General features: G+C 66.0%; 19 protein-coding genes. 5 read left to right on the top strand and 14 right to left on the bottom strand.

Features of this window, described 5'->3' with window-relative positions:
• Nucleotides 1-83 precede the first annotated feature (83 nt).
• Nucleotides 84-695 carry a glutathione S-transferase N-terminal domain-containing protein gene (locus tag AC07WC_RS02190; RefSeq protein ID WP_495208562.1) on the top strand — a complete coding sequence of 204 codons (612 nt, stop codon included), beginning with the start codon at nucleotides 84-86 and terminating at the stop codon, nucleotides 693-695.
• A 73-nt stretch (nucleotides 696-768) separates the two neighbouring features.
• Here the strand turns inward: AC07WC_RS02190 and AC07WC_RS02185 are convergent, their stop codons facing one another.
• The 5 genes from AC07WC_RS02185 to AC07WC_RS02165 all read right to left on the bottom strand — a co-directional run bounded on the left by AC07WC_RS02185 (nucleotide 769) and on the right by AC07WC_RS02165 (nucleotide 6,272).
• Entirely contained in the window at nucleotides 769-1,833 is a 1,065-nt protein-coding gene (locus AC07WC_RS02185) for a suppressor of fused domain protein (RefSeq protein ID WP_495208561.1), read from the bottom strand.
• A 72-nt stretch (nucleotides 1,834-1,905) separates the two neighbouring features.
• Nucleotides 1,906-2,400: a hypothetical protein gene (locus AC07WC_RS02180; RefSeq protein WP_495208560.1), complete on the bottom strand. Its 495-nt coding sequence runs from the start codon at nucleotides 2,398-2,400 to the stop codon at nucleotides 1,906-1,908.
• Between the two features lie 234 nt (nucleotides 2,401-2,634).
• Nucleotides 2,635-4,512, bottom strand: coding sequence for a propionate--CoA ligase (prpE, locus tag AC07WC_RS02175; protein ID WP_495208559.1), 1,878 nt, complete (start codon nucleotides 4,510-4,512; stop codon nucleotides 2,635-2,637).
• 200 nt (nucleotides 4,513-4,712) lie between these two features.
• The gene (locus AC07WC_RS02170; protein ID WP_495208558.1) at nucleotides 4,713-5,699 is read right to left on the bottom strand and encodes a malate dehydrogenase; all 987 of its coding nucleotides are present in this window, start codon (nucleotides 5,697-5,699) and stop codon (nucleotides 4,713-4,715) included.
• A 78-nt stretch (nucleotides 5,700-5,777) separates the two neighbouring features.
• Nucleotides 5,778-6,272, bottom strand: a complete 495-nt coding sequence (locus AC07WC_RS02165; protein WP_019186174.1) for a peptidylprolyl isomerase — start codon at nucleotides 6,270-6,272, stop codon at nucleotides 5,778-5,780.
• A 245-nt stretch (nucleotides 6,273-6,517) separates the two neighbouring features.
• On the opposite strand from AC07WC_RS02165, the gene typA reads away from it, so the two are divergent.
• The 3 genes from typA to AC07WC_RS02150 are packed head-to-tail and all read left to right on the top strand — an operon-like array spanning nucleotide 6,518 to nucleotide 10,542.
• Entirely contained in the window at nucleotides 6,518-8,365 is a 1,848-nt protein-coding gene (gene typA / locus AC07WC_RS02160; protein ID WP_495208557.1) for a translational GTPase TypA, read from the top strand.
• Between the two features lie 13 nt (nucleotides 8,366-8,378).
• On the top strand, nucleotides 8,379-8,864 hold the full coding sequence (locus AC07WC_RS02155; protein WP_495208556.1) for a DUF2127 domain-containing protein: 486 nt from the start codon (nucleotides 8,379-8,381) through the stop codon (nucleotides 8,862-8,864).
• A 55-nt stretch (nucleotides 8,865-8,919) separates the two neighbouring features.
• A complete protein-coding gene (locus AC07WC_RS02150) occupies nucleotides 8,920-10,542 on the top strand; it encodes an amidase (protein ID WP_495208555.1) in 1,623 nt (540 codons plus the stop codon).
• A 28-nt stretch (nucleotides 10,543-10,570) separates the two neighbouring features.
• Here the strand turns inward: AC07WC_RS02150 and AC07WC_RS02145 are convergent, their stop codons facing one another.
• On the bottom strand, nucleotides 10,571-11,716 hold the full coding sequence (locus tag AC07WC_RS02145; RefSeq protein ID WP_495208768.1) for a mechanosensitive ion channel family protein: 1,146 nt from the start codon (nucleotides 11,714-11,716) through the stop codon (nucleotides 10,571-10,573).
• Between the two features lie 110 nt (nucleotides 11,717-11,826).
• On the bottom strand, nucleotides 11,827-13,212 hold the full coding sequence (locus AC07WC_RS02140) for a class II 3-deoxy-7-phosphoheptulonate synthase (RefSeq protein WP_495208767.1): 1,386 nt from the start codon (nucleotides 13,210-13,212) through the stop codon (nucleotides 11,827-11,829).
• Between the two features lie 219 nt (nucleotides 13,213-13,431).
• Here AC07WC_RS02140 and AC07WC_RS02135 point away from each other — a divergent pair, with 219 nt between their 5' ends.
• Nucleotides 13,432-15,555: a TonB-dependent receptor gene (locus tag AC07WC_RS02135; protein WP_495208554.1), complete on the top strand. Its 2,124-nt coding sequence runs from the start codon at nucleotides 13,432-13,434 to the stop codon at nucleotides 15,553-15,555.
• A 111-nt stretch (nucleotides 15,556-15,666) separates the two neighbouring features.
• Here the strand turns inward: AC07WC_RS02135 and AC07WC_RS02130 are convergent, their stop codons facing one another.
• From AC07WC_RS02130 to secY, 7 genes are all read right to left on the bottom strand, one after another.
• Nucleotides 15,667-16,176, bottom strand: a complete 510-nt coding sequence (locus tag AC07WC_RS02130) for a disulfide bond formation protein B (RefSeq protein WP_495208553.1) — start codon at nucleotides 16,174-16,176, stop codon at nucleotides 15,667-15,669.
• Nucleotides 16,177-16,684: 508 nt separating this feature from the next.
• Nucleotides 16,685-17,071, bottom strand: coding sequence for a 50S ribosomal protein L17 (gene rplQ / locus AC07WC_RS02125; RefSeq protein WP_019186166.1), 387 nt, complete (start codon nucleotides 17,069-17,071; stop codon nucleotides 16,685-16,687).
• A gap of 201 nt (nucleotides 17,072-17,272) precedes the next feature.
• Nucleotides 17,273-18,271 (bottom strand): DNA-directed RNA polymerase subunit alpha, encoded by a 999-nt coding sequence (locus AC07WC_RS02120; protein ID WP_019186165.1) that lies wholly within the window; start codon nucleotides 18,269-18,271, stop codon nucleotides 17,273-17,275.
• Between the two features lie 54 nt (nucleotides 18,272-18,325).
• The gene (gene rpsD, locus AC07WC_RS02115; RefSeq protein WP_019186164.1) at nucleotides 18,326-18,955 is read right to left on the bottom strand and encodes a 30S ribosomal protein S4; all 630 of its coding nucleotides are present in this window, start codon (nucleotides 18,953-18,955) and stop codon (nucleotides 18,326-18,328) included.
• A gap of 14 nt (nucleotides 18,956-18,969) precedes the next feature.
• The gene (rpsK, locus tag AC07WC_RS02110; RefSeq protein ID WP_017355427.1) at nucleotides 18,970-19,359 is read right to left on the bottom strand and encodes a 30S ribosomal protein S11; all 390 of its coding nucleotides are present in this window, start codon (nucleotides 19,357-19,359) and stop codon (nucleotides 18,970-18,972) included.
• A 12-nt stretch (nucleotides 19,360-19,371) separates the two neighbouring features.
• Nucleotides 19,372-19,728, bottom strand: coding sequence for a 30S ribosomal protein S13 (gene rpsM / locus AC07WC_RS02105; protein WP_019186163.1), 357 nt, complete (start codon nucleotides 19,726-19,728; stop codon nucleotides 19,372-19,374).
• Nucleotides 19,729-20,073: 345 nt separating this feature from the next.
• Nucleotides 20,074-21,429, bottom strand: coding sequence for a preprotein translocase subunit SecY (gene secY / locus AC07WC_RS02100; protein ID WP_019186162.1), 1,356 nt, complete (start codon nucleotides 21,427-21,429; stop codon nucleotides 20,074-20,076).

Genomic DNA, 21,429 nt, shown 5'->3' with positions numbered 1-21,429 from the left:
GTTACGGCAATACCGTTGAGGATGCGGGGCCGGCTCTGGAATAGTGGGCGGCTCACCTTCCACCCATCCGCAACGGAGTTCCCATGAAGCTGTACAGCAAGCCCGGAGCCTGCTCCACCGCCGACCATATCGCCCTGCAGTGGACCGGCCAGCCGTTCGAGGTGGAACTGCTCGACAAGGACACCCTGAAGGCGCCTGCGTTCCTGGCCATCAATCCCGCAGGTTCGGTTCCGGCAGTGGTCGATGGCGATTTCGTGCTGACCCAGAACGCGGCCATCATGGGCTACATCGCCGACACCTACCCGCAGGCCGGCCTGGTCGGTGACGGCAGCCCCAAGCAGCGCGCCGAAGCCACCCGCTGGCTGTCCTTCGTCAACTCCGACCTGCACCCGGCGTTCTCGCCGCTGTTCGGGCCGGGCAAGTTCATCGAAGACGAGACCCAATACGACGCGGTCCGCAGTGCCGCACGCAAGCGCCTGCGTGGCCTGTTCGAGCGCGCCGACACCCAGCTCGCCGACCGCCCCTGGCTGGCCGGCTTCCGCAGCTTCGCCGATCCGTACTTCTACATCACCCTGCGCTGGGCTGCGGGCGCGAAGATCGACCTGAGCGGGCTGGACAACATCGCCGCGTTCAAGCAGCGCATGGACGCCGATGCCGGCGTGCAGGCGGCGCTGAAGGCCGAAGGCCTGAGCTGACCGGTGCGTCTGATCCAGACGGACAAGAAGAAGCCCGGCAGTGCCGGGCTTTTTCGTTTCCAGCGCGCGGCGATCAGCCAACGACCTCGACCACATTGCCCTCGGCATCGCGAAGTTCGCTCGGCTCCACCACCACCTGCAGCGCCGGCCAGCCCGGGATCGCATAGGTCCCGCGGCGTGGCAGGACCGTGGCGACCAGTGCCTGCACCGTGGCCGGGGCCAGCTGGCAGTCCAGCGCATCTGCCTCGACCACCAGCGCATTGACCGCCGCCGGCGACAACGTGATCTGCCGATCATTGCCGACCAGCGTCAACGGCTGCCCGAACAGCAACCGCGCCGGCAGCAGTGCGAGCAGCGATTCCACCTGACGCGCGCCCAGCGTCAGGGTCAACTGCTGGTCGGCACCCTCGCCCTGCGCCGCCCCGCCCAGCTTTTCCAGGAACAGATAGGCCGTCTGCGAGCCTTCGCGTGCCGCGCCCGCTGCCACGGCGGCAGCAAGCGCAGGGTCGTCCAGCAGCAGCGAGCCACGCGCGATATCGGTGATCCACAGCGGCATCTTCGGCAGCAGCGCTTCGAGCACACCGGTGGTCGACCAGCGCTTCACCGCTTCCATCTCGTCATCGGTCAGCCCGATCACCTGCAGGAACTCGAGCGAACCGTTGGGCGTCTCGCGCGGCGGCAGCTGCGGATCGCGCATGAAGGCGACATGCCGCAGCAGCGTATCGGTGTCGGCGGCGATCGGCCCGCCCGCGTTGAGGTAGTGGCCCTGCTGGAACACCTTGCCGTTGGCGAACACGTAGCGCGCCAGGTTCTGCAGGAAGTTCATCGCCCAGGCCGGCGGCTCGCTGCCCGCCGCGGCGGCAACCCGGACGCTCAGCTCGAAACCGTAGCCGCTGGTGACCGGATCATCGCTCTCCTTTTCATACAGCTCGGAGAAGCCATAGCTGACGAAGTGCCAGTGCGGCAGCGGCGCATCGTTCCAGTATGCGCTGATGCCGTCCAGCGGATCCTCGCCGCCCAGCAGCGAACGCAGCAACGGGCCGTAATGCTGCGGCGCCTGCACGGGATACACCGCCTTCAACGCGGCATCGATGGCATCCCAACCGGGCGCACCGTCATCCTCGATCACATCCTCCATCACCGCTCTCCCGCCACAGAATCAGCGCGCATTCTAAACAGCGCGCTGCCCCGCCGCCGTGGAGGCGTCGTCTCAGGCGATCGACGCGTCGGCCTGCAGCAGCGTGCGCGTCTCGTCCAGCCAGCGGCTGGCCAATGCCGGGCTTTTCGCCTTGCTGATCGCCGCGGCCATGTCCGGCCACAGTTTCTCCAGGCTGGCTGCATCGGTGCAGCGCTCCACCTTCAACTGCATGAAATAGCCCTTCAGGCCGAGATGCCTGCGCACCGATTCGCTCATCCAGTCGTACAGTCGCTTGTACAGATCCGGGTCCTGTTCGCGCCCGGCGGTCAGCGCCGCGGCCACGACCGGTGCGGCGCTGCCGCCGATGATATCGATCAGGCCCATCGCCGACAGCTGTGCCAGCGCATCCTCCGGCGCGCGCAGGCCCGGCAACAAAGCGTTCAACGCCGTGTCATCACGCTGACCATCGACCATCAGCAGAATGGACCGCAACGCCGGCGGCAGGCGCCGTGCACGGTCCTCGATTTCCTGACGGCCAGCGGCCGTCTTGGCATGGATGTAGGCCATCTGGTGGTTCCCCCTGTCGCCTGCTGCATTGCCACGCCCGGCAGCCGAGCCGTTGGCCGGTGCACGTGCGTCCCCTTGCGACCGTTCCGGGCGGCTCCCCACGCCGGCGCCGACGCGCGCCGTGTCCCCAGCGCAACGCTTGCCGCCGGGAGCCCGGAGCGGTCACGTCCCGAGCTTACCTGACGCTGGACGCCACGGATAATGCGCTGCAGCACGCGCCGCTCAGGCGCGCGCTCAGTTCCCCAGCGCGCGCCGGATCTCGTCCAGTGCCGCCGGGTCATCCAGCGTCGACAGATCCCCCGGGTCACGCGCCTCCGCCAACGCCTGCAGCGAGCGCCGCAGCAGCTTGCCCGAGCGGGTCTTGGGCAACGCATTCACGATATGGATGTGCGCCGGCCGTGCGACCGCGCCCAGCGTGCTGCTCACCCGCTGCATCATCTCGGCCACGACGGCACTGCCGTCGCCCTGCAGCGCCTGTTTGAGGGTGACGAACACCAGCGGCACCTGGCCCTTGAGCTCGTCCTTGACCCCGATCACGGCCGCCTCGGCCACCAGCGGATGGCCGGCGATGCATTCTTCGATCTCGCGCGTGCCCAGGCGGTGCCCGGCCACGTTGATGACATCGTCGGTGCGGCCCAGGATGAAGGTATACCCGTCCTCATCCTGGATCGCCCAGTCGAGCGAACTGTAGAGCAGCTCCTTGAAGTGGCTGAAGTAGCTCTGGATGAAGCGCGCATCGTCCTTCCAGACGGTGGTCATGCAGCCCGGCGGCAAGGGCGGGACCATCACCAGCACGCCCTTCTGCCCCGGTGCGACGGTTTCACCGGTGTTCTCGTCGATGACTTTCATGCTGTAGCCGAGATTCGGGAAACCGGGCGAACCGAAGCGGACCGGTTTCATGTCCACGCCCGGCAGCAGGGTCAGTGCGGGCCAGCCGGTTTCGGTCTGCCAGTAGTTGTCGATGATCGGCTTGCCCAGCGCGTCGTTGATCCAGTGCGCGGTGGGTTCGTCGAGCGGCTCACCAGCGAGGAACACGTACTTCAGCGACGCCAGATCGTGGCGGCGGATGAAGTCGGCATCGTGCTTCTTCAGTACGCGGATCGCGGTCGGCGAGGAGAACAGCGTGCGCACGCCGTACTGTTCGCACAGGGCCCACCAGATGCCCGGGTCGGGGCTGGTCGGCAACCCTTCGTACAGCAACGACGTACAGCCGCCGATCAACGGGCCATACACGTTGTAGGAATGCCCCACCGCCCAACCCACGTCCGAGGTGGAAAACATCACCTGGCCGGGCTTGCAGTCGAACACGGTCTCCATCGACTGCGCCATCGCTACCGCGTAGCCCCCCACGTCGCGCTGCACGCCCTTGGGCTTGCCGGTGGTGCCGGAGGTGTAGAGCAGATAGCTCGGCTCGCTGGATTCCAGCCACACCACCGGCACATCCTGGTCCCCCACTTCGGCGCGCAGGGTGGCGTAGTCGACGTCGCGGCCGGGCACCTTCGGCTCGGCCGGGTCCAGCCCGCGCGAAACGATCAGTACGCGCGGCGGCGGCGAAGCGGCTTCGGCGCAGGCGGCGTCGACCATCGCCTTGTACGGGATCACCTTGCCACCGCGCTTGCCGGCATCAGCGGCGATCAGCAGCTTGGGCTCGGCATCGTCGATGCGCAGCGCCAGGTTGTGCGCGGCGAAGCCACCGAACACCACCGAGTGGATCGCCCCGATGCGCGCGCAGGCCAGCATCGCGAACACGGCTTCGGCCATGTTCGGCATGTAGATCACCACGCGGTCGCCGCGCTGCACATCCAGCCGCTGCAGCACGGCCGCGAAGGCATTCACTTCGCGGTGCAGCTCGCGGTAGGTGATTTCGCGGGTGACCCCGGTTTCACTGGAGACGGCGACGAGGGCGAGCTGGTCGGGACGGTCGACCAGATGGCGGTCCACCGCGTTGTAGCAGAGGTTGGTTTCACCGCCGACGAACCAGCGCCGGAAAGGCGGGTTGCTGTAGTCGAGGATCTGCTGCGGCGGCGTGTGCCAATAGATGCGCTGGGCTTCCTCACCCCAGAACGCCTCGGGTTCATCGACCGAACGTCGATAGACATCTTCGTAACGCATGACAGCCCTCCCAGACAAAGTCATGGGATCGAGCATAGTCCGATGCCGTCGGGCGGGCCGTCCGACCTTGGTCGTAGGCGCGTGGACAGATCCATGCGATGCGTGATGCCGCGCGCGCCAGGACAAAAAAAACGCCGGGCAAGCCCGGCGTTTCTTCATGCGGCGACCGGCCAACGGCCGGCCCCCGACAGCGCGTGCGATCAGCCCAGCAGGTGGGCGACGCCGGCGCGCTCTTCTTCCAGCTCGGCCAGGGTCTTGTCGATGTACTTCTGGCTGAAGTCGTCGACCGGCAGGTCCTTGACCAGGGTGTACTCGCCGTTCTCGGTGGTGACCGCGAAGCCGAAGATCACGCCTTCCGGGATGCCATAGGAGCCGTCGGACGGCACGCCCATCGTGACCCACTTGCCGTTGCTGCCCAGCACCCAGTCACGGATGTGGTCGACGGCGGCATTGGCGGCCGAGGCCGCCGAGGACGAGCCGCGGGCTTCGATGATCGCCGCGCCGCGCTTGCCCACGGTCGGGATGAAGGTGCCGGCGTTCCAGTCCTGGTCGTTGATCGCATCGGCGATGGAGGCACCATCGGCGGTGGCGAAACGGTAGTCCGGGTACATGGTCGGGCTGTGGTTGCCCCACACGATCAGCTTCTCCATGCCACCGACCGGCTTGCCGAGCTTGGTCGACAGCTGGCTCAGCGCACGGTTGTGGTCCAAGCGCAGCATGGCGGTGAAGTTGCGCGGGTTGAGGTCCGGCGCCGACTTCATCGCGATGTAGGCATTGGTGTTGGCCGGGTTGCCGACCACCAGCACCTTGACGTCACGCTTGGCGACCTTGTTCAGCGCTGCGCCCTGGGCGGTGAAGATCTTGGCGTTTTCCAGCAGCAGATCCTTGCGCTCCATGCCCGGGCCGCGCGGACGCGCGCCGACCAGCAGGGCGATGTCTGCATCCTTGAAGGCCACTTCGGCGTCGTCGGTACCGACCATGCCGGCCAGCAGCGGGAACGCGCAGTCTTCCAGTTCCATCATCACGCCGCGCAGGGCGGCCTGGGCCTTGTCGACCGGCAGCTCGAGCAGCTGCAGGATGACCGGCTGGTCCTTGCCCAGCATGTCGCCGGAGGCGATGCGGAACAGCAGGGCGTAGCCGATCTGGCCGGCGGCGCCGGTCACGGCAACACGAACAGGTGCTTTCATGGGGATTTCCTCTGCTAAGAAGCTAAGTAGCTGTGAACGTGAAAACGGCCCCCTTCACAGGGGGCCGTCGGGATCGGATCAGGCGCTGGGGATCAGCTTGTTCCACTCCGCCACGCGCTCGGCCTGGGCGGCCAGCACGGCGTCGGTGTCGCCTTCCAGGGTGATCGAATGGATCACGTCGCCCTGCTTGACCGAGTCCACGATGGCCTGGCCGTCGAGCACCTGGCCGAACACGGTGTGCTTGCCGTCCAGCCAATCGGTCTTGATGTGGGTGATGAAGAACTGGCTGCCGTTGGTGTTCGGACCGGCATTGGCCATCGACAGCGAGCCGACCTGGTGCTTCACGCCGTTCTTTTCATCTTCGAACTTGTAGCCCGGGCCGCCGGTGCCACGACCCTGCGGGCAACCGCCCTGGATCATGAAGTCCGGGATCACACGGTGGAAGATCAGGCCGTCATAGAAGCCGTGCTTGACCAGGTTGACGAAGTTGGCAACCGTCAGCGGGGCCTTGTCGGCGAACAGCTCGACCTTGATCGGGCCCTGGGTGGTGTCGAAGGTGGCGATGAGGGACATGCGGATCCTTGATATACGGGGTTATCGTCAGCCCATAAGGATACACCCGTGGTCCGGCGTCGGCCTGCCTGACGATGGTCGAACACCCCCTCTCCAGCGCGCGCCAGGCCGCCCGGACAGGCTCCCCTCACACAGCTGAATGCCTGTCCGGCAAGGCTTGCGAGGCACTTTTCGCGATTGGTCATCTTGGCCGTATAATGTTGGACTTCTTTTTCCAAATCCGGCGCCGACTGGCCCCCTTTCGCATGTCTATCGAAAATCTTCGCAACATCGCCATCGTCGCCCACGTCGACCACGGTAAGACCACCCTCGTCGACCAGCTGCTCAAGCAGTCCGGCACCCTCTCCGAGCGCACCGTGCTCGCCGAGCGCGTGATGGACAGCAATGACCAGGAAAAGGAACGCGGCATCACCATCCTGGCCAAGAACACGGCCATCACCTGGGAAGACAAGAAGACCGGTATCAAGAACCGGATCAACATCGTCGACACCCCGGGACACGCCGACTTCGGCGGCGAAGTGGAGCGCGTGCTGTCGATGGTCGACACCGTGCTGATCCTCGTCGACGCGATGGACGGCCCGATGCCGCAGACCCGCTTCGTGACCCAGAAGGCCTTCGCGATGGGCTTCAAGCCGATCGTCGTGGTCAACAAGGTCGACCGTCCGGGCTCGCGTCCGGATTGGGTGATCGACCAGGTCTTCGACCTGTTCGACAAGCTCGGCGCCACCAATGAGCAGCTCGACTTCCCGATCGTCTACGCCTCGGCCCTGAACGGCTACGCCGGCCTGGAAGATACCGTGCGCGATGGCGACATGACCCCGCTGTACGAAGCGATCATGCAGCATGCGCCGAAGCCGGAAGTGGACCCGGAAGGTCCGTTCCAGATGCGCATCAGCCAGCTGGACTACAACAACTTCGTGGGCGTGATCGGCATCGGCCGCGTGCAGCGCGGCACCCTGAAGAAGAACATGCAGGTCGCGGTGATCGACCGTGAAGGCAAGAAGCGCAACGGCAAGGTCGCGCAGGTGCTGGGCTTCCTGGGCCTGGAGCGCATCGAGCAGGACACCGCCGAGGCCGGCGACATCATCGCCATCTCGGGCATTCCGGAACTGACCATCTCCGATACCCTGTGCCACCCGGATACCCCGGAAGCGCTGCCGGCGCTGACCGTCGATGAACCGACGATCTCGATGACCTTCCAGGTCAACAACTCGCCGTTCGCCGGCAACAAGGACCTGTCCGGTGGCAAGTTCCTGACCAGCCGCCAGATCAAGGACCGTCTGGACCGCGAGCAGGTCCACAACGTGGCCCTGAAGGTGGAACAGCTGGAAGACGCCGACAAGTTCCTGGTCTCCGGCCGTGGCGAACTGCACCTGTCGGTGCTGATCGAGAACATGCGTCGTGAAGGCTACGAGCTGGCCGTGTCGCGCCCGGAAGTGATCATCAAGCAGATCGACGGCCAGGCCATGGAGCCGATCGAGCAGCTGGTGGTGGACATCGAAGAGCAGCACCAGGGCGGCGTGATGGAAAAGCTGGGCACCCGCAAGGGCCAGTTGAAGAACATGGAGCCGGACGGCAAGGGCCGCGTGCGCCTGGAATACCAGATCCCGGCCCGTGGCCTGATCGGCTTCCAGAACGAGTTCAAGACCCTGACCCAGGGTTCGGGCCTGCTGTTCCACGTGTTCGACCATTACGGCCCGAAGGAGCAGGGCGCGATCGCCAAGCGCCAGAACGGCGTGATGATCGCCAATGCTCCGGGTGCCACCCCGGCGTACTCGCTGGGCCCGCTGCAGGAACGCGGCAAGCTGTTCGCTGCTGAAGGCGACAATGTGTATGAAGGCCAGCTGGTCGGCATCCACTCCAAGGACAACGACCTGACCGTCAACGCGATCAAGACCAAGCCGCTGACCAACATGCGCGCTTCGGGCAAGGACGATGCGATCCAGCTGACCCCGGCGATCAAGTACTCGCTGGAGCAGGCCCTGGACTTCATCGAAGACGACGAGCTGGTCGAAATCACGCCGAAGGAAATCCGCCTGCGCAAGAAGGGCCTGACCGAGAGCGAGCGCAAGAAGGCATCGCGCGGCGGCTGATCGGACCATTGTCGTGATCGACAAGCCCTACAACCCGGATCCTCACAAGCATCCGGGGCTTCACCTGATCGCCTTGCTGGAAGCCAGCAAGGCGGTTCTGGCGCTGTTGGCTGCGACCGGGCTGGAAATGCTCGGCCCGCAGCCCCTGCGCGATGCGGTCAATGCCCTGATCCGCCGGTTCAGCCTGGACCCGGATCACGGCACCCTGCCCTCACTGCTCAACATGATCAGCCCCGATGCCGTGCATCTGGCGGCTGCTGCGATGGTCGCCTATGGCGTCCTGCACCTGTTCGAGGCCTGGGGCCTCTGGCGCGCCAAAGCCTGGGCCTCCTGGCTGGGCTGCGTCACTGCCGGCATCTACCTGCCGTTCGATATCTACGCCATCCTCCGTCACCCGGGCTGGGCCTCGTGGTCGGTGCTGGTGATCAATCTGATCGTGGTCGGCGTGCTCGCCCGCGATATCCGCAAACGCCATGGCAAGGCCGCCAAAGCGGCTTGAGTTGCCAAGCGCCGCCTGTGCTGGTTAGCCTGTCGGCCGGTTCGGGGGGACAGGCATGCGCCTGACACTGACATCACTGATGCTGTTCGCACTGGCCGGTTGCAGCCCGGGTCCGGCGCCGCTGCATGCCCGTGAGTCGCCTGCTCCCGTACCCCCGACCCGCGCGCCGGTGCCGTTCGTCTACGCCGAAGCCGACATCGCCGATCTGCAGGCGCGGATGGCCAGTGGCGAACTGGACAGCGTCACCCTGGCCCGCGCCTACCTGGACCGCATCGCCCGCCTGGACCGCTCCGGCCCGCGCCTGCGCGCGGTGATCGAGCTCAACCCGGATGCGCTGCGCGAAGCCGCCCAACTGGATGCCGAGCGCCACCAGGGCCACCTGCGGGGCCCGCTGCACGGCATCCCGCTGCTGCTCAAGGACAACATCGGCGCCAGCCCGATGAGCACCACCGCCGGCTCGCTGGCGCTGGACGGCTTCCGCCCGGACGACGCGTTCCTGGTCAAGCGCCTGCGCGCGGCCGGCGCGCTGATCCTCGGCAAGACCAATCTCAGCGAATGGGCCAACTTCCGCTCCAGCCAATCGGTCTCGGGTTGGAGCGCGCGTGGCGGACAGACCCGCAACCCGTATCGACTCAGCCACACCCCCTGCGGCTCCAGCAGCGGCAGCGCGGTGGCGGTGTCGGCCAATCTCGCGGTGGCGGCGATCGGCACTGAAACCGATGGCAGCATCGTCTGCCCGGCCGCGGTCAACGGCGTGGTCGGGCTCAAGCCGACGGTCGGCCTGGTCAGCCGCGAGGGCATCATCCCGATCTCCTTCAGCCAGGACACCGCCGGCCCGATGGCCCGCAGCGTCGCCGATGCGGCGGCGCTGCTGACCGCCATCGCCGGCCGCGACGAGGCCGACCCGGCCACCGCCACCATGCCCGGTCGCGCGGTCTACGATTACACCTCGCGCTTGAACCCCGATGGCCTGCGCGGCGCGCGGATCGGCGTGCTGTATGGCGACCTGATGCAGAAGCCGGGCATCGCCCCGGCCCTGCAGCATGCCGTGGCCGTGCTGCGCGACGCCGGCGCCACCGTGGTGCCGGTGCAGCTGCCGACCCAGGGACAGTGGCAGGACGCCGAGCGCATCGTACTGATGCACGAGTTCAAGGCCGGCCTGCAGCGCTACTTCACGGCCTACCAGGCGCCGGTGCGCAGCCTGGACGAGGTCATCTCCTGGAACCGGCAGCACGCAGGCAAGGAACTGGCGTTGTTCGACCAGGACCTGATGGAAACCGCTGCCTCGATGGGCGGCCTCGGCACCCCGGAGTACATTCGCGCGCGCAGTGACGCGCGCCGCCTGGCCGGCCCCGAGGGCATCGATGCGGTGTTGCGCGAGCAGAAGCTGGATGCGCTGGTGGCGCCGACCACCGGAACGGCCTGGCCGATCCGGGCGGGCAGCGGGGATGACTTCCCGGGCGAGAGCTACAGCGCTGCCGCCGTGGCCGGCTACCCGAGCCTGACGGTGCCGATGGCACACGTGAACGGGCTGCCGCTGGGACTGCTGTTCATGGGCACGGCGTGGAGCGAACCGCGCCTGATCGAGCTGGGCTACGCCTACGAGCAGCGCACCCGTGCACGCCGCCCGCCGCGGTTCCAGACCGATACCCTGCTCACCAACGGCGTCGCGCCCTGAGGGGCGTGTACCGACCAACGGTCGGTAGCTACCGGGTCACCTCTTTCGGGTCCGGGTCCGGCAGGATCGCCGGTCCGCCATCCTCGGCACCTGGCGAGCGCGCATCCTCGGCCGGCTGCGAACGTGGCCGGCGCGTCGGCGTCACTTCCTGATTGAGCTCGGCACGGGTGCGCGGCAGCGCCTGCGGGTGTTCGCGCGCGAGGAAGTCGAGCATACGCTCGCGCACGATGCAGCGCAGATCGAAGGCATCCCCGGAGTTGCGCGCGCTCACCAGCAGGCGCACCTGCAGGGTGTGCTCGCTGGTCTCGGTCACCTGGGTCACGCAGACCTGGCCATCCCACAACGCCTCGCCCTTGCAGATCCGCTCCAGTTCGGCGCGGATCGCGGGAATGGGTGCCGTGTAGTCCAGCCACAGGAAAGCGGTGCCGAGCAGATCGGCGCTGCGCCGGGTCCAGTTCTGGAACGGGTGCTCGATGAACCACGTGAGCGGTACCACCATCCGTCGCGCATCCCAGATCCGCACCACCACGTAGCTGCTGTTGATCTCTTCCACGCGACCCCACTCCCCTTCGACGATCACCACATCGTCCAGCCGGATCGGCTGGGTCAAGGCAATCTGCAGACCGGCGATCAGGTTGCCGAACACCGGCTTGGCTGCGATACCGGCGACCAGGCCGATGATGCCGGCCGAGGCCAGCAGCGCCGTGCCGATCTGGCGCACCATCGGGAAGGTCAACAGAATCAGCGAGACCCCGACCAGGATGATCGCGCCCATCAGTACGCGGCTCAGCACCCGGGTCTGGGTCTGGATCCGGCGTGCTTCGAGATTGTCCGCCACCTCCATCGGGTGATCGCGAAGGATCGCCTGTTCACCGGCGGCCACCGCTCGCACCAGCAACCAGATGAAGCAGCCGGTCAGGCCGATATGCAGCAGCCGCAGTGACTGATCCAGCCAACGCCCGTGCAGCGGCGTGGCCTCCAGCGCGGGAATCAACAGCAGCAGTGGCAAGGCGAAGGCGAGCGGCCGGCTGATCACGCGCGCGATGCGGGCGCGGCGGTAATCACGGTGTTTCAACCGACGCGTCAATGCCATCAGCAACCACCAGCCACTGATCCCGATCACGAGTGCGATCGAGATGGGCCACAGATACAACCCTGCCTGCTGCCAGTCCACGGTCACTGCACGCTCCTGTGTTCTTCGCGGGGAAGTCCACAGGATGCCGGTGCGGCCATGACCATCGTGTCAGGCGGATGTAAGGTGCGTGTCGAGGACACGCGCCCGCCTCAGTCGGCGTAATGCGCCTGCTTGCGCACGATCGCCATCGCGATCTCCAGCGACTGCTCGTAGTTCAGGCGCGGATCCACCGAGGAACGGTAGGCACGTTCAAGATCACGCTCGGTCAATTCGCGCGCACCGCCGGTGCATTCGGTGACGTCCTCGCCGGTCAGCTCCAGGTGCACGCCCCCCAACCGCGTGCCGGCCGCCGCATGCAGATCGAAGGACATCTCGACCTCGCCACGCACGTTGTCGAAGCGGCGCGTCTTGTAGCCGTTGCTGGTGCTCTCGGTGTTGCCATGCATCGCGTCGCACACCCACAGCACCCGACGACCATCGCGCTTGACCGCCTCCAGCAGCGGCGGCAGCTTCTGCGCGATCTGCGCCGCGCCCATGCGGTGGATGAAGCTCAGGCGGCCCGGTTCGTCATCGGGGTTGAGCACATCGATCAAGCGCAGCAACTGGTCCGGCTGCACCGACGGGCCCACCTTGATCGCGATCGGGTTGCGCACGCCGCGCAGGTATTCCACGTGTGCGCCATCCAGGGCCGCAGTGCGCATGCCGATCCACGGGTAATGCGTGCTCAGGTTCAACCAGCCCTGCTGGCGCGGCACCTGGCGGGTCAGCGCCTGCTCGTAGGGCAGCAGCAGCGCTTCGTGCGACGTGTAGAAGTCGATCCGGTTGAGGTTGTACACCTGCGTGCCGGACAGCGTTTCCATGAAACGCACTGCATCGCCGATCGAGGACACCATCTTCTGGTAATCGGTGGCCAGCGGCGAATGCCGCACCCACTCCAGGTTCCAGTACTCGGGGTGGTGCAGGTCGGCGAAGCCACCATCGATCAGCGCCCGCACGAAGTTCATCGTCATCGCCGAGTGCGCATGCGCCTGCAGCATCCGGCGCGGATCCGGCAGGCGCGCAGCTTCGGTGAATTCCGGCGCATTGATCACATCGCCGCGGTAGCTGGGCAGGGTCACGCCGTCGCGGGTTTCGGTATCGGCCGAGCGCGGCTTGGCGTACTGCCCGGCGAAGCGCCCGACCCGGATCACCGGCTTGCGCATGCCGTGCACCAGCACCAGGCTCATCTGCAGCAGCACCTTGAGCCGGTTGGAGATGGTGGTGGATTCGCAATCGCTGAAATTCTCCGCGCAGTCACCGCCCTGCAGCAGGAAACGCTTGCCTTCCTGGGCCTCGGCCAGCTGCTGCTTGAGCGCCAGGATTTCCCAGGAGGTCACCAGCGGCGGCAGCCGCTTGAGCTCGTGCAGCGAGGCATCCAGCGCCAGGGGGTCCGGGTAGGTCGGCAGCTGCAGCGCCGGCTTGCCACGCCAGCTCTCCGGCGACCAGGCAGCGTCGACGGCGGTCGCGGCGGGATCGGCTACAAGCGGGGCGGACAGGCTCATCACGGACTTCCGGGGTGTGGGGCCGGTCATGGTCGCAGAGCGCGCCGCCGACGCAAAGGGCCGGGCGGTCTTCCCAGGCTGAACGCCGAGCAAAGGATGCGTTGATCGGCCAGATCGCGCATGGTCCGGCCGACGCGGACAGGCGCATGATTTGTTACGGAGTAACACTCGCCAGGCCGGCCCCCTCCCCCTTTGCCCAGCCAAGCCATCCTCATGAAGCCCTCCCTGCTTGCTACCGGTATTGCTGTTTCCCTGGCCCTCACCGGCCTGCCCGCCCTCGCCGCCGCCCCGGCCAGCGCCCCGGCCGTCACCGACCTGGACGCAGTCACCGTCAGTGCCCAGCTCGACCAGGCCCGCAACGCGCTGTCGCCGGATATCGGCAGCAGCCAGTACCAGATCACCGCCGAGGACATCCAGAACCTGCCACTGGGCGCCTCCACCCCGTTGAACCAGGTGCTGCTGCAGGCGCCCGGCGTGGTCCAGGACTCCTACGGCGGCGTGCACGTGCGCGGCGACCACGCCAACCTCCAGTACCGCCTCAACGGCGTGCTGCTGCCCGAATCGATCTCCGGCTTCGGCCAGACCCTGGATGCCCGCGCGATCAAGAGCATCCGCCTGATGGATGGCGCCCTGCCGGCCCAGTTCGGCGAGCGCACCGCGGCCGTGGTCGACATCACCACCCGCAGCGGCGCCGAACTGGGCAATGGCGGCAGCGCCGGGATCACCGCCGGCTCGTACGGCAAGGTCAACCCCAACGCCTCGTGGTGGGGCAGCCAGGGCCGCTGGAGCTGGTACCTGACCGGCAACTACGACCAGAACCAGGTGGGCATGGAAAACCCCACCGCCTCGCGCCGGCCGGACCACGATGACACCCATCAGGGCAAGGCGTTCGCGGACCTGACCTACCTGGTCAACGAAGACACTCGCCTGAGCCTGTTCGCCGGCTTCTCCAACAACCGCTTCCAGATCCCGGTCAACCCCGGCCAGGCTCCGCAGTTCGGCTACCTGGACACGGTCAACGCCGACTCGGCGGCGCTGGACGAGAACCAGCGCGAGACCACCCGCTTCGGCATGCTGGTGCTGCAGGGCTCGCTGGGCAGCACCGCCTACCAGGTCTCGGCCGGCCAGCGGTACAGCGACCTCGCATTCGACCCGGACCTCGCTGGCGACCTGATCTTCAACGGCGTGGCCTCGCAGGTGGAGCGCAGCAACCGCGCCAATACCGTGCAGGCCGATTTCTCCACCCCGCTGGGCGAGAACCACACGCTGCGCTATGGCCTCTACGTCAACGCAGAACACGCGCGCGCCGGCAGCGACACCTGGGTCTTCCCGGTCGACGCCGACGGCCGACAGGCCAGCACCACCCCGCTGCGGATCCCCGACGCCAGCGCCTTCAACGCCACCACGACCGCCATCTACCTGCAGGACGAATGGCGCCTCGGTGATGACTGGACGGTCAACTACGGCCTGCGCGGTGACCGCTACAAGGCGTTCGGCGGCACCGAGGGCCAGCTCAGCCCGCGCCTGGGCGTGGTCTGGAACGCCAGCGACAGCACCACCGTGCACGCCGGCTACTCGCGCTACTTCACTCCGCCGGCCAGCGAACTGGTGGCCAGCAGCGACATCGCGCTCTATGACGGCACCACCAACCAACAGCCCGCAGGGGGCAGCACCACCCCGCTGTCCGAGCGCAGCGACTACTACGACATCGGCGTTTCCCAGCAGATCGGCGAACACCTCACCCTCGGCCTGGATGCCTACGACCGCAAGGTCGACCGCCTGCAGGATGAAGGCCAGTTCGGCGCCGCCTACATCTATTCGACCTTCAACTACCGCTTGGGCCATATCCACGGCGTGGAATTCAGCGCCGACTACAGCAATGGCCCGCTCAGCGCCTACTTCAACGCCGCCTACAACAAGGCGATGGGCAAGCAGGTCATCACCGGCCAGTACAACCTCGATCCCGAGGCACTCGCCTACGTCCAGGACAACTGGATCCACCTGGACCACGACCAGAAACTGACCTCGTCCGGCGGCATCAGCTACGCCTTCGCCGGCCACAATCGCCTGGGCGCCGACTACGTCTTCGGCAGCGGCCTGCGCTCGGACACCGACGGCGTCCCCAACGGCGGCGAACTCCCCGCCTATCTCCAGCTCAACCTCAGCGCCGGCCACGACTTCAACGCCGACAGCGGCCACCCGCTGCACGCGCAGCTCGCACTGGTCAACGCACTGGACCGCAGCTACCAACTGCGCGACGGCGGCGGCATCGGCGTGTTCGCCCCGCAGTGGGGTCCCCGCCGCGGCGCCTACCTCAGCCTGCAGCAGGATTTCTAAGCTGCGCCAGCCAGCCCTGCGATCTGATCAGATCCGCAGGATCCCAACCTGATCGTCGCATCCGGCCTGGCCGCGCAACGCGTGCCGGGCCGGGGACCTTGAGCAGCCGCCTCAGTGGCGGCGGCGCGCGCGGAACGCGGTGGCCAGCGCCCATGCTGCCAACAGCGCGAACCACACCAGGCTCCACATCGGCATCGTCAGCCCCAGGAACTGCCAATCGATGTTGCCGCAGTTGCCGGTACCGGTCAGCACCGTGCGGAACACCTCGAACGGCCCCATCGTCTCACTGAGGAAGCTCAACGGCGGCCCGCAGCTCGAGCCCATGTCCTGCGGCAGCAACTGCACGTACACATGGCGCCCGGCAATGCCGATACCGACAGCCGCCGCGATGAAGGCCAGCACCCCATACGTCTTCCGCCCGGCCGGATCACGCGGACCGTGCAGCGCCCCGATCAGGAACAGCAGCCCCAGCGCCGCGAACGCAATCCGCTGGAAAATGCACAACGGGCACGGCTCCAGCCCCATCTTCAACTGCAGGAAGATCGCATACCCCAACAGCGCCGCGCAGACCAGGAACCCCAGCAGGAACTGGGCGCGGAAACTCCAACGCAATGGATTCATTGCCAACACTCGTGAAAGTCCAGGCCCCAAGATTAACAGGGCCGCGACCACCAACGCCCACGGACACCTGCCGACCATCGGCGCCACCGACCGGACAGCGTGTTCCGTGCAGCATACGGAACGACACGAACGTAGCGACCGTGCCCCAAGCAGCCGGCCAACGGCCGGCTCTACCCACGCACCCTGATCGGCACACAGCCCCCGCTTTACCCCTGCGCACCGACCCTGTGTGCAGGCGTTGGCGTGGGTGGGTTGGCGGGACCATGAGCGCCATGGATGGCGCGACATGAGCCTCCATGGACGGATTTACGGCGTGTCCCGCCAACCCAGCCGCGCCGACGCCCCACCCCACCCGCAGCGACAAGCTCTTGCGGTTGCCGTTGCCGTTGCCGTTGCCGTTGCCGTTGCCGTTGCCGTTGCCGTTGCCGTTGCCGTCATCAAACCCCAGAAACGGAAAAACCCGGCACAAGGCCGGGTTCTTCACCGAATAACAGGTACAGCTCGAAGATTACTCTTCGACGGCTTCAGCCACGGCAGCCGGACGATCGACCAGCTCGACATAGGCCATCGGCGCATTGTCGCCAGCGCGGAAGCCGCACTTCAGCAGACGCAGGTAGCCGCCCGGACGGTTCGCGTAACGCGGGCCCAGGGTGGTGAACAGGTTGCCGACGGCTTCGTTGTCGCGCAGGCGGGCGAACGCCAGACGACGGTTGGCAACCGAATCAACCTTGGCCAGGGTGATCAGCGGCTCGGCGACGCGGCGCAGTTCCTTGGCCTTCGGCAGGGTGGTCTTGATCAGTTCGTGCTTGAACAGCGACGCGGCCATGTTCTTGAACATTGCTTCGCGATGGGCGCTGGTGCGGTTGAACTTGCGGCCGGACTTCATATGACGCATGACGGTGATTCCTGAAGTGAATGTTGGATCGGTTGGGTATCGCTGTCGCCATCCTGGCGTTGCTGCTTGGACTGCGGATGGTCCGGTGCCAGCCGTCCTGGCTGGCCGTCACCGCAGGCTATCGACCTGTCGGTGCGGGGTGTTGCCGGTGAAGCCCCCGCACCCGAAGGTGCGGGGTCAAGCATCTTGCGTCGCGCTGGATCAGCCGAGCATGCCGTGCTGGGCGACACCGGCCGGCGGCCAGTTCTCCAGCTTCATGCCAAGCGAAAGACCGCGCTGTGCGAGGACTTCCTTGATTTCGGTCAGCGACTTCTTGCCGAGGTTCGGGGTCTTGAGCAGCTCCACTTCGGTCTTCTGGATCAGATCGCCGATGTAATAGATGCTCTCTGCCTTCAGGCAGTTGGCCGAACGCACGGTCAGTTCCAGGTCGTCGATCGGGCGCAGCAGCACCGGATCCACGCCGTTGTTGGCCGGCTTGGCCGCACCGCGGTCGCGGTGGGTGAAGTCACCGAAGACCGACAGCTGATCGCTGAGGATGTCGGCGGCAGTGCGCACGGCTTCCTCGGCATCGATCGTGCCGTTGGTTTCGATGTCCAGCACCAGCTTGTCCAGATCGGTACGCTGTTCAACGCGGGCCGCTTCCACCGAGTAGGCGACGCGACGGACCGGCGAGAACGAGGCATCCAGGACCAGACGGCCGATGGCACGGGTTTCTTCATCCGGACGACGACGCGCGGCGGCCGGCTGGTAGCCGAAACCACGCTCGATCTTCAGACGCATATTGATTGCCGTGTCCTTGGTCAGGTGGCAAATGATATGGTCGTTGTTGAGGACTTCGACGTTGTGGTCCAGCTTGATATCAGCAGCGGTCACAACACCCGGACCCTGCTTGGACAGCGACAACGTAGCGTTGTCACCGGTATGCATGCGGATGGCCACGTCCTTCAGGTTGAGCAGGACTTCCAGCACGTCCTCCTGCAAGCCTTCGAGCGTGGTGTACTCGTGCAGTACGCCATCGATTTCGACTTCCGTGATGGCGAAGCCCGGGATGGACGACAGCAGCACGCGACGCAGGGCGTTGCCCAGCGTATGCCCGTAACCACGCTCCAAGGGTTCGATGACGACCTTGGCGCGGGTATCGGTAAGGCGTTCGATCTGCGGACCGCGAGGACGCAGAACCTGGTTGGCGGTAACCGTCATGTTGCGGGTTCTCCTGCGAACCTCCGGTGTGACCCGGAGGTTCTCCAATGTGAATTACTTCGAATACAACTCGACGATCAGCGCTTCGTTGATATCCGCAGGCAGGTCCGAACGATCCGGCACGGCCTTGAAGATGCCGGCGAACTTGCCGGAATCAACTTCAACCCACGACGGACGCAGGTCATGCGTGGCAGACACGGTCAGGGCTTCCTGAACGCGCAGCTGCTTGGCAGCCTTCTCGGACAGAGCAACGGCGTCGCCAGCCTTGACCTGGTACGAAGCCAGGTTGACCGACTTGCCGTTCACGGTGACGCCGCGGTGCGAGACCAGCTGACGGGCAGCCGGACGGGTCACAGCGAAGCCCATGCGATAGACGACGTTGTCCAGACGGGTTTCCAGCAACTGCAGCAGGTTCTCGCCGGTGTTGCCCTTCTTGGTCGAGGCCTTCTTGTAGTAGTTGCGGAACTGACGCTCCAGCAGGCCGTAGATACGCTTGACCTTCTGCTTTTCGCGCAGCTGGGTAGCGTAGTCGGACAGCTTGCCCTTGCGGGCAGTGGCGCCGTGCTGGCCGGGCTTCTGCTCCAGCTTGCACTTGGAGTCCAGCGCACGGGCCGGGCTCTTGAGGGAAAGGTCGGCGCCTTCGCGGCGGGCGAGCTTACAGGTAGGACCGATATAACGAGCCATTTCTTATCGCTCCTTTAGACGCGACGCTTCTTCGGCGGACGGCACCCGTTGTGCGGGATTGGCGTCACGTCGATGATGTTGGTGATCTTGTAGCCCACGTTGTTCAGCGAGCGCACGGCCGACTCACGACCCGGACCCGGGCCCTTGATGCGGACTTCCAGGGACTTGACGCCGTAGTCGAGCGCGGCACGGCCGGCCTTCTCGGCAGCCACCTGGGCAGCGAACGGGGTGGACTTACGCGAACCGCGGAAGCCAGCGCCACCGGAGGTCGCCCACGACAGAGCGTTGCCCTGGCGGTCGGTGATGGTCACGATGGTGTTGTTGAAAGAAGCATGGACGTGGGCGACGCCGTCAGTGACGACGCGCTTGATCTTCTTCTTGGTCTTAGCGACGGGCTTAGCCATTTCTTAGGTCCCTTACTTCCTGATCGCCTTGCGCGGGCCCTTGCGGGTGCGGGCGTTGGTACGGGTGCGCTGGCCACGAAGCGGCAGACCGCGACGGTGACGCAGACCGCGGTAGCAGCCCAGGTCCATCAGGCGCTTGATCGCGATACCGATTTCACGGCGCAGATCGCCTTCCACGATGTACTTGCCGACTTCGAGACGCAGACGCTCGATTTCCGGCTCCGACAGATCGCGGATCTTGGTGGTCGAGGTCACGCCTGCGGCGTCGCAGACCTTCTTCGAACGGGTACGGCCGATGCCGTAAATGCTTTGCAACCCGACCCAGACGTGCTTCTGGGCTGGCAGGTTGACGCCTGCAATACGCGCCATGACGCGGTTCTCCAGCTGAGTGATGGCCGACAGCACACCATGGGCGCGCCAATCCGGCAGGATGGATCAAAAAAGTGAACTAGCGATTCTATCAAGGTCTCGGTTTACTGGGAAGCCCGTGGAACCTTGAGGTTCCATGGACCCGGCGTGGGGAGTGTGCCCATGCTCCGGCGCCGGATGTCGTTGACTGCAGAGGTTGCCCTCGCCGCCGCCCGCGCTACTCCCGCGCGGGACCACCACATCACACCCCCACCCGAAACCGCTGCAGGGGCCGCCCTTCGATTTGGAAGGCCAGTCCGGGAACCGGAGGGCCTTCACAACAAGAAGACTAGTGTAACAGCTCAATCAGCCGCGGGCAAAACCGCCACGGTTGCCGCCCTTCAGGTTGGCCTTCTTCAACAGGCTCTCATACTGGTGCGACATCAGGTGGGCCTGGATCTGGGCGATGAAGTCCATCACCACCACCACCACGATCAGCAGCGAGGTGCCGCCGAAGTAGAACGAGGCGCCGAGCTGGGTGCGCAGGATTTCCGGCAGCAGGCAGACGATCACCAGGTACAGCGAACCGGCAGCGGTCAGGCGGGTCAGCACGGCATCCACGTAGTCAGCGGTCGCCTTGCCCGGACGAATGCCCGGAATCAGCGCGCCCGACTTCTTCAGGTTGTCGGCGGTTTCCTGCGAGTTGAACACCAGCGCGGTGTAGAAGAACGCAAAGCCGCTGATCAATGCAGCGAACACGATCATGTGCAGCGGCTCGCCCGGCCCGAGGGCGTTGGCGACCTTCTGCAGCCACGTGGCCGAACTGGCCTGGCCGGACCACATCGCCAGGGTCGTCGGGAACGCCAGGATGCTCGAGGCGAAGATGGCCGGGATCACGCCCGCCATGTTCAGCTTCAGCGGCAGGAACGAGGTCTGGTTCATGTACGCGTTGCGGCCACCCTGGCGACGTGCGTAGTTCACCGTGATGCGGCGCTGGCCGCGCTCGACGAACACCACGAAGTAGGTGAAGGCCAGCACCACCAGCACGATCAGCAGCAGCGCGATGAAGCTCATGTTGCCGTCGCGGTAGGCTTCCACGGTGTGGATGACCGCGCCCGGCAGGCCGGCGACGATGCCGGCGAAGATGATCAGCGACACACCGTTGCCGATGCCGCGCTCGGTGACCTGCTCACCGACCCACATCAGGAAGATGGTACCGGCGGTCAGCGCGACGATGGCGGTGAGCACGAAGCCCATGCCCGGTGCGTAGACGACCGGGGCACCGCCCGGGGAGACCTGGTTCTGCAGCGCCAGCGCGATGCTGCCGCCCTGCACCACCGCCAGCAACACGGCGCCGATGCGGGAATATTGGGTGATCTTGCGACGACCCGATTCACCTTCCTTCTGCATCGACTTCAATGCCGGGAAGATGTGGACCGCCAGCTGCATCACGATGGACGCCGAGATGTACGGCATCACGTTCAGCGCGAAAATGCTGAAACGGTGCAGGGCGCCGCCCGAGAACATGTTGAACATGTCCACGATGCCGCCGCCCTGCGCCTGCATGAGCGCAAGCATGGCATCGGGATTGACGCCAGGCACCGGCACATAACAGCCGATGCGATAGACGATCAATGCCCCGATGACGAACAGCAGTCGCTGGCGGAGTTCCGTGAACTTGCCGAGCCCGCCGCCGAGGTTACCAATGCCAGCTTGCGCCAT

The organism is Stenotrophomonas sp. GW821-FHT01H02A (genome assembly GCF_059422145.1).
This window is presented reverse-complemented; position numbering and strand designations above follow the sequence as displayed.

Coding starts and splice junctions, on each gene's coding strand:
- AC07WC_RS02190 (WP_495208562.1), top strand. CDS start 84: ATGAAGCTGTACAGCAAGCCCGGAGCCTGCTCCACCGCCGACCATATC.
- AC07WC_RS02185 (WP_495208561.1), bottom strand. CDS start 1,833: ATGGAGGATGTGATCGAGGATGACGGTGCGCCCGGTTGGGATGCCATC.
- AC07WC_RS02180 (WP_495208560.1), bottom strand. CDS start 2,400: ATGGCCTACATCCATGCCAAGACGGCCGCTGGCCGTCAGGAAATCGAG.
- prpE (WP_495208559.1), bottom strand. CDS start 4,512: ATGCGTTACGAAGATGTCTATCGACGTTCGGTCGATGAACCCGAGGCG.
- AC07WC_RS02170 (WP_495208558.1), bottom strand. CDS start 5,699: ATGAAAGCACCTGTTCGTGTTGCCGTGACCGGCGCCGCCGGCCAGATC.
- AC07WC_RS02165 (WP_019186174.1), bottom strand. CDS start 6,272: ATGTCCCTCATCGCCACCTTCGACACCACCCAGGGCCCGATCAAGGTC.
- typA (WP_495208557.1), top strand. CDS start 6,518: ATGTCTATCGAAAATCTTCGCAACATCGCCATCGTCGCCCACGTCGAC.
- AC07WC_RS02150 (WP_495208555.1), top strand. CDS start 8,920: ATGCGCCTGACACTGACATCACTGATGCTGTTCGCACTGGCCGGTTGC.
- AC07WC_RS02135 (WP_495208554.1), top strand. CDS start 13,432: ATGAAGCCCTCCCTGCTTGCTACCGGTATTGCTGTTTCCCTGGCCCTC.
- AC07WC_RS02130 (WP_495208553.1), bottom strand. CDS start 16,176: ATGAATCCATTGCGTTGGAGTTTCCGCGCCCAGTTCCTGCTGGGGTTC.
- rplQ (WP_019186166.1), bottom strand. CDS start 17,071: ATGCGTCATATGAAGTCCGGCCGCAAGTTCAACCGCACCAGCGCCCAT.
- AC07WC_RS02120 (WP_019186165.1), bottom strand. CDS start 18,271: ATGACGGTTACCGCCAACCAGGTTCTGCGTCCTCGCGGTCCGCAGATC.
- rpsD (WP_019186164.1), bottom strand. CDS start 18,955: ATGGCTCGTTATATCGGTCCTACCTGTAAGCTCGCCCGCCGCGAAGGC.
- rpsK (WP_017355427.1), bottom strand. CDS start 19,359: ATGGCTAAGCCCGTCGCTAAGACCAAGAAGAAGATCAAGCGCGTCGTC.
- rpsM (WP_019186163.1), bottom strand. CDS start 19,728: ATGGCGCGTATTGCAGGCGTCAACCTGCCAGCCCAGAAGCACGTCTGG.
- secY (WP_019186162.1), bottom strand. CDS start 21,429: ATGGCGCAAGCTGGCATTGGTAACCTCGGCGGCGGGCTCGGCAAGTTC.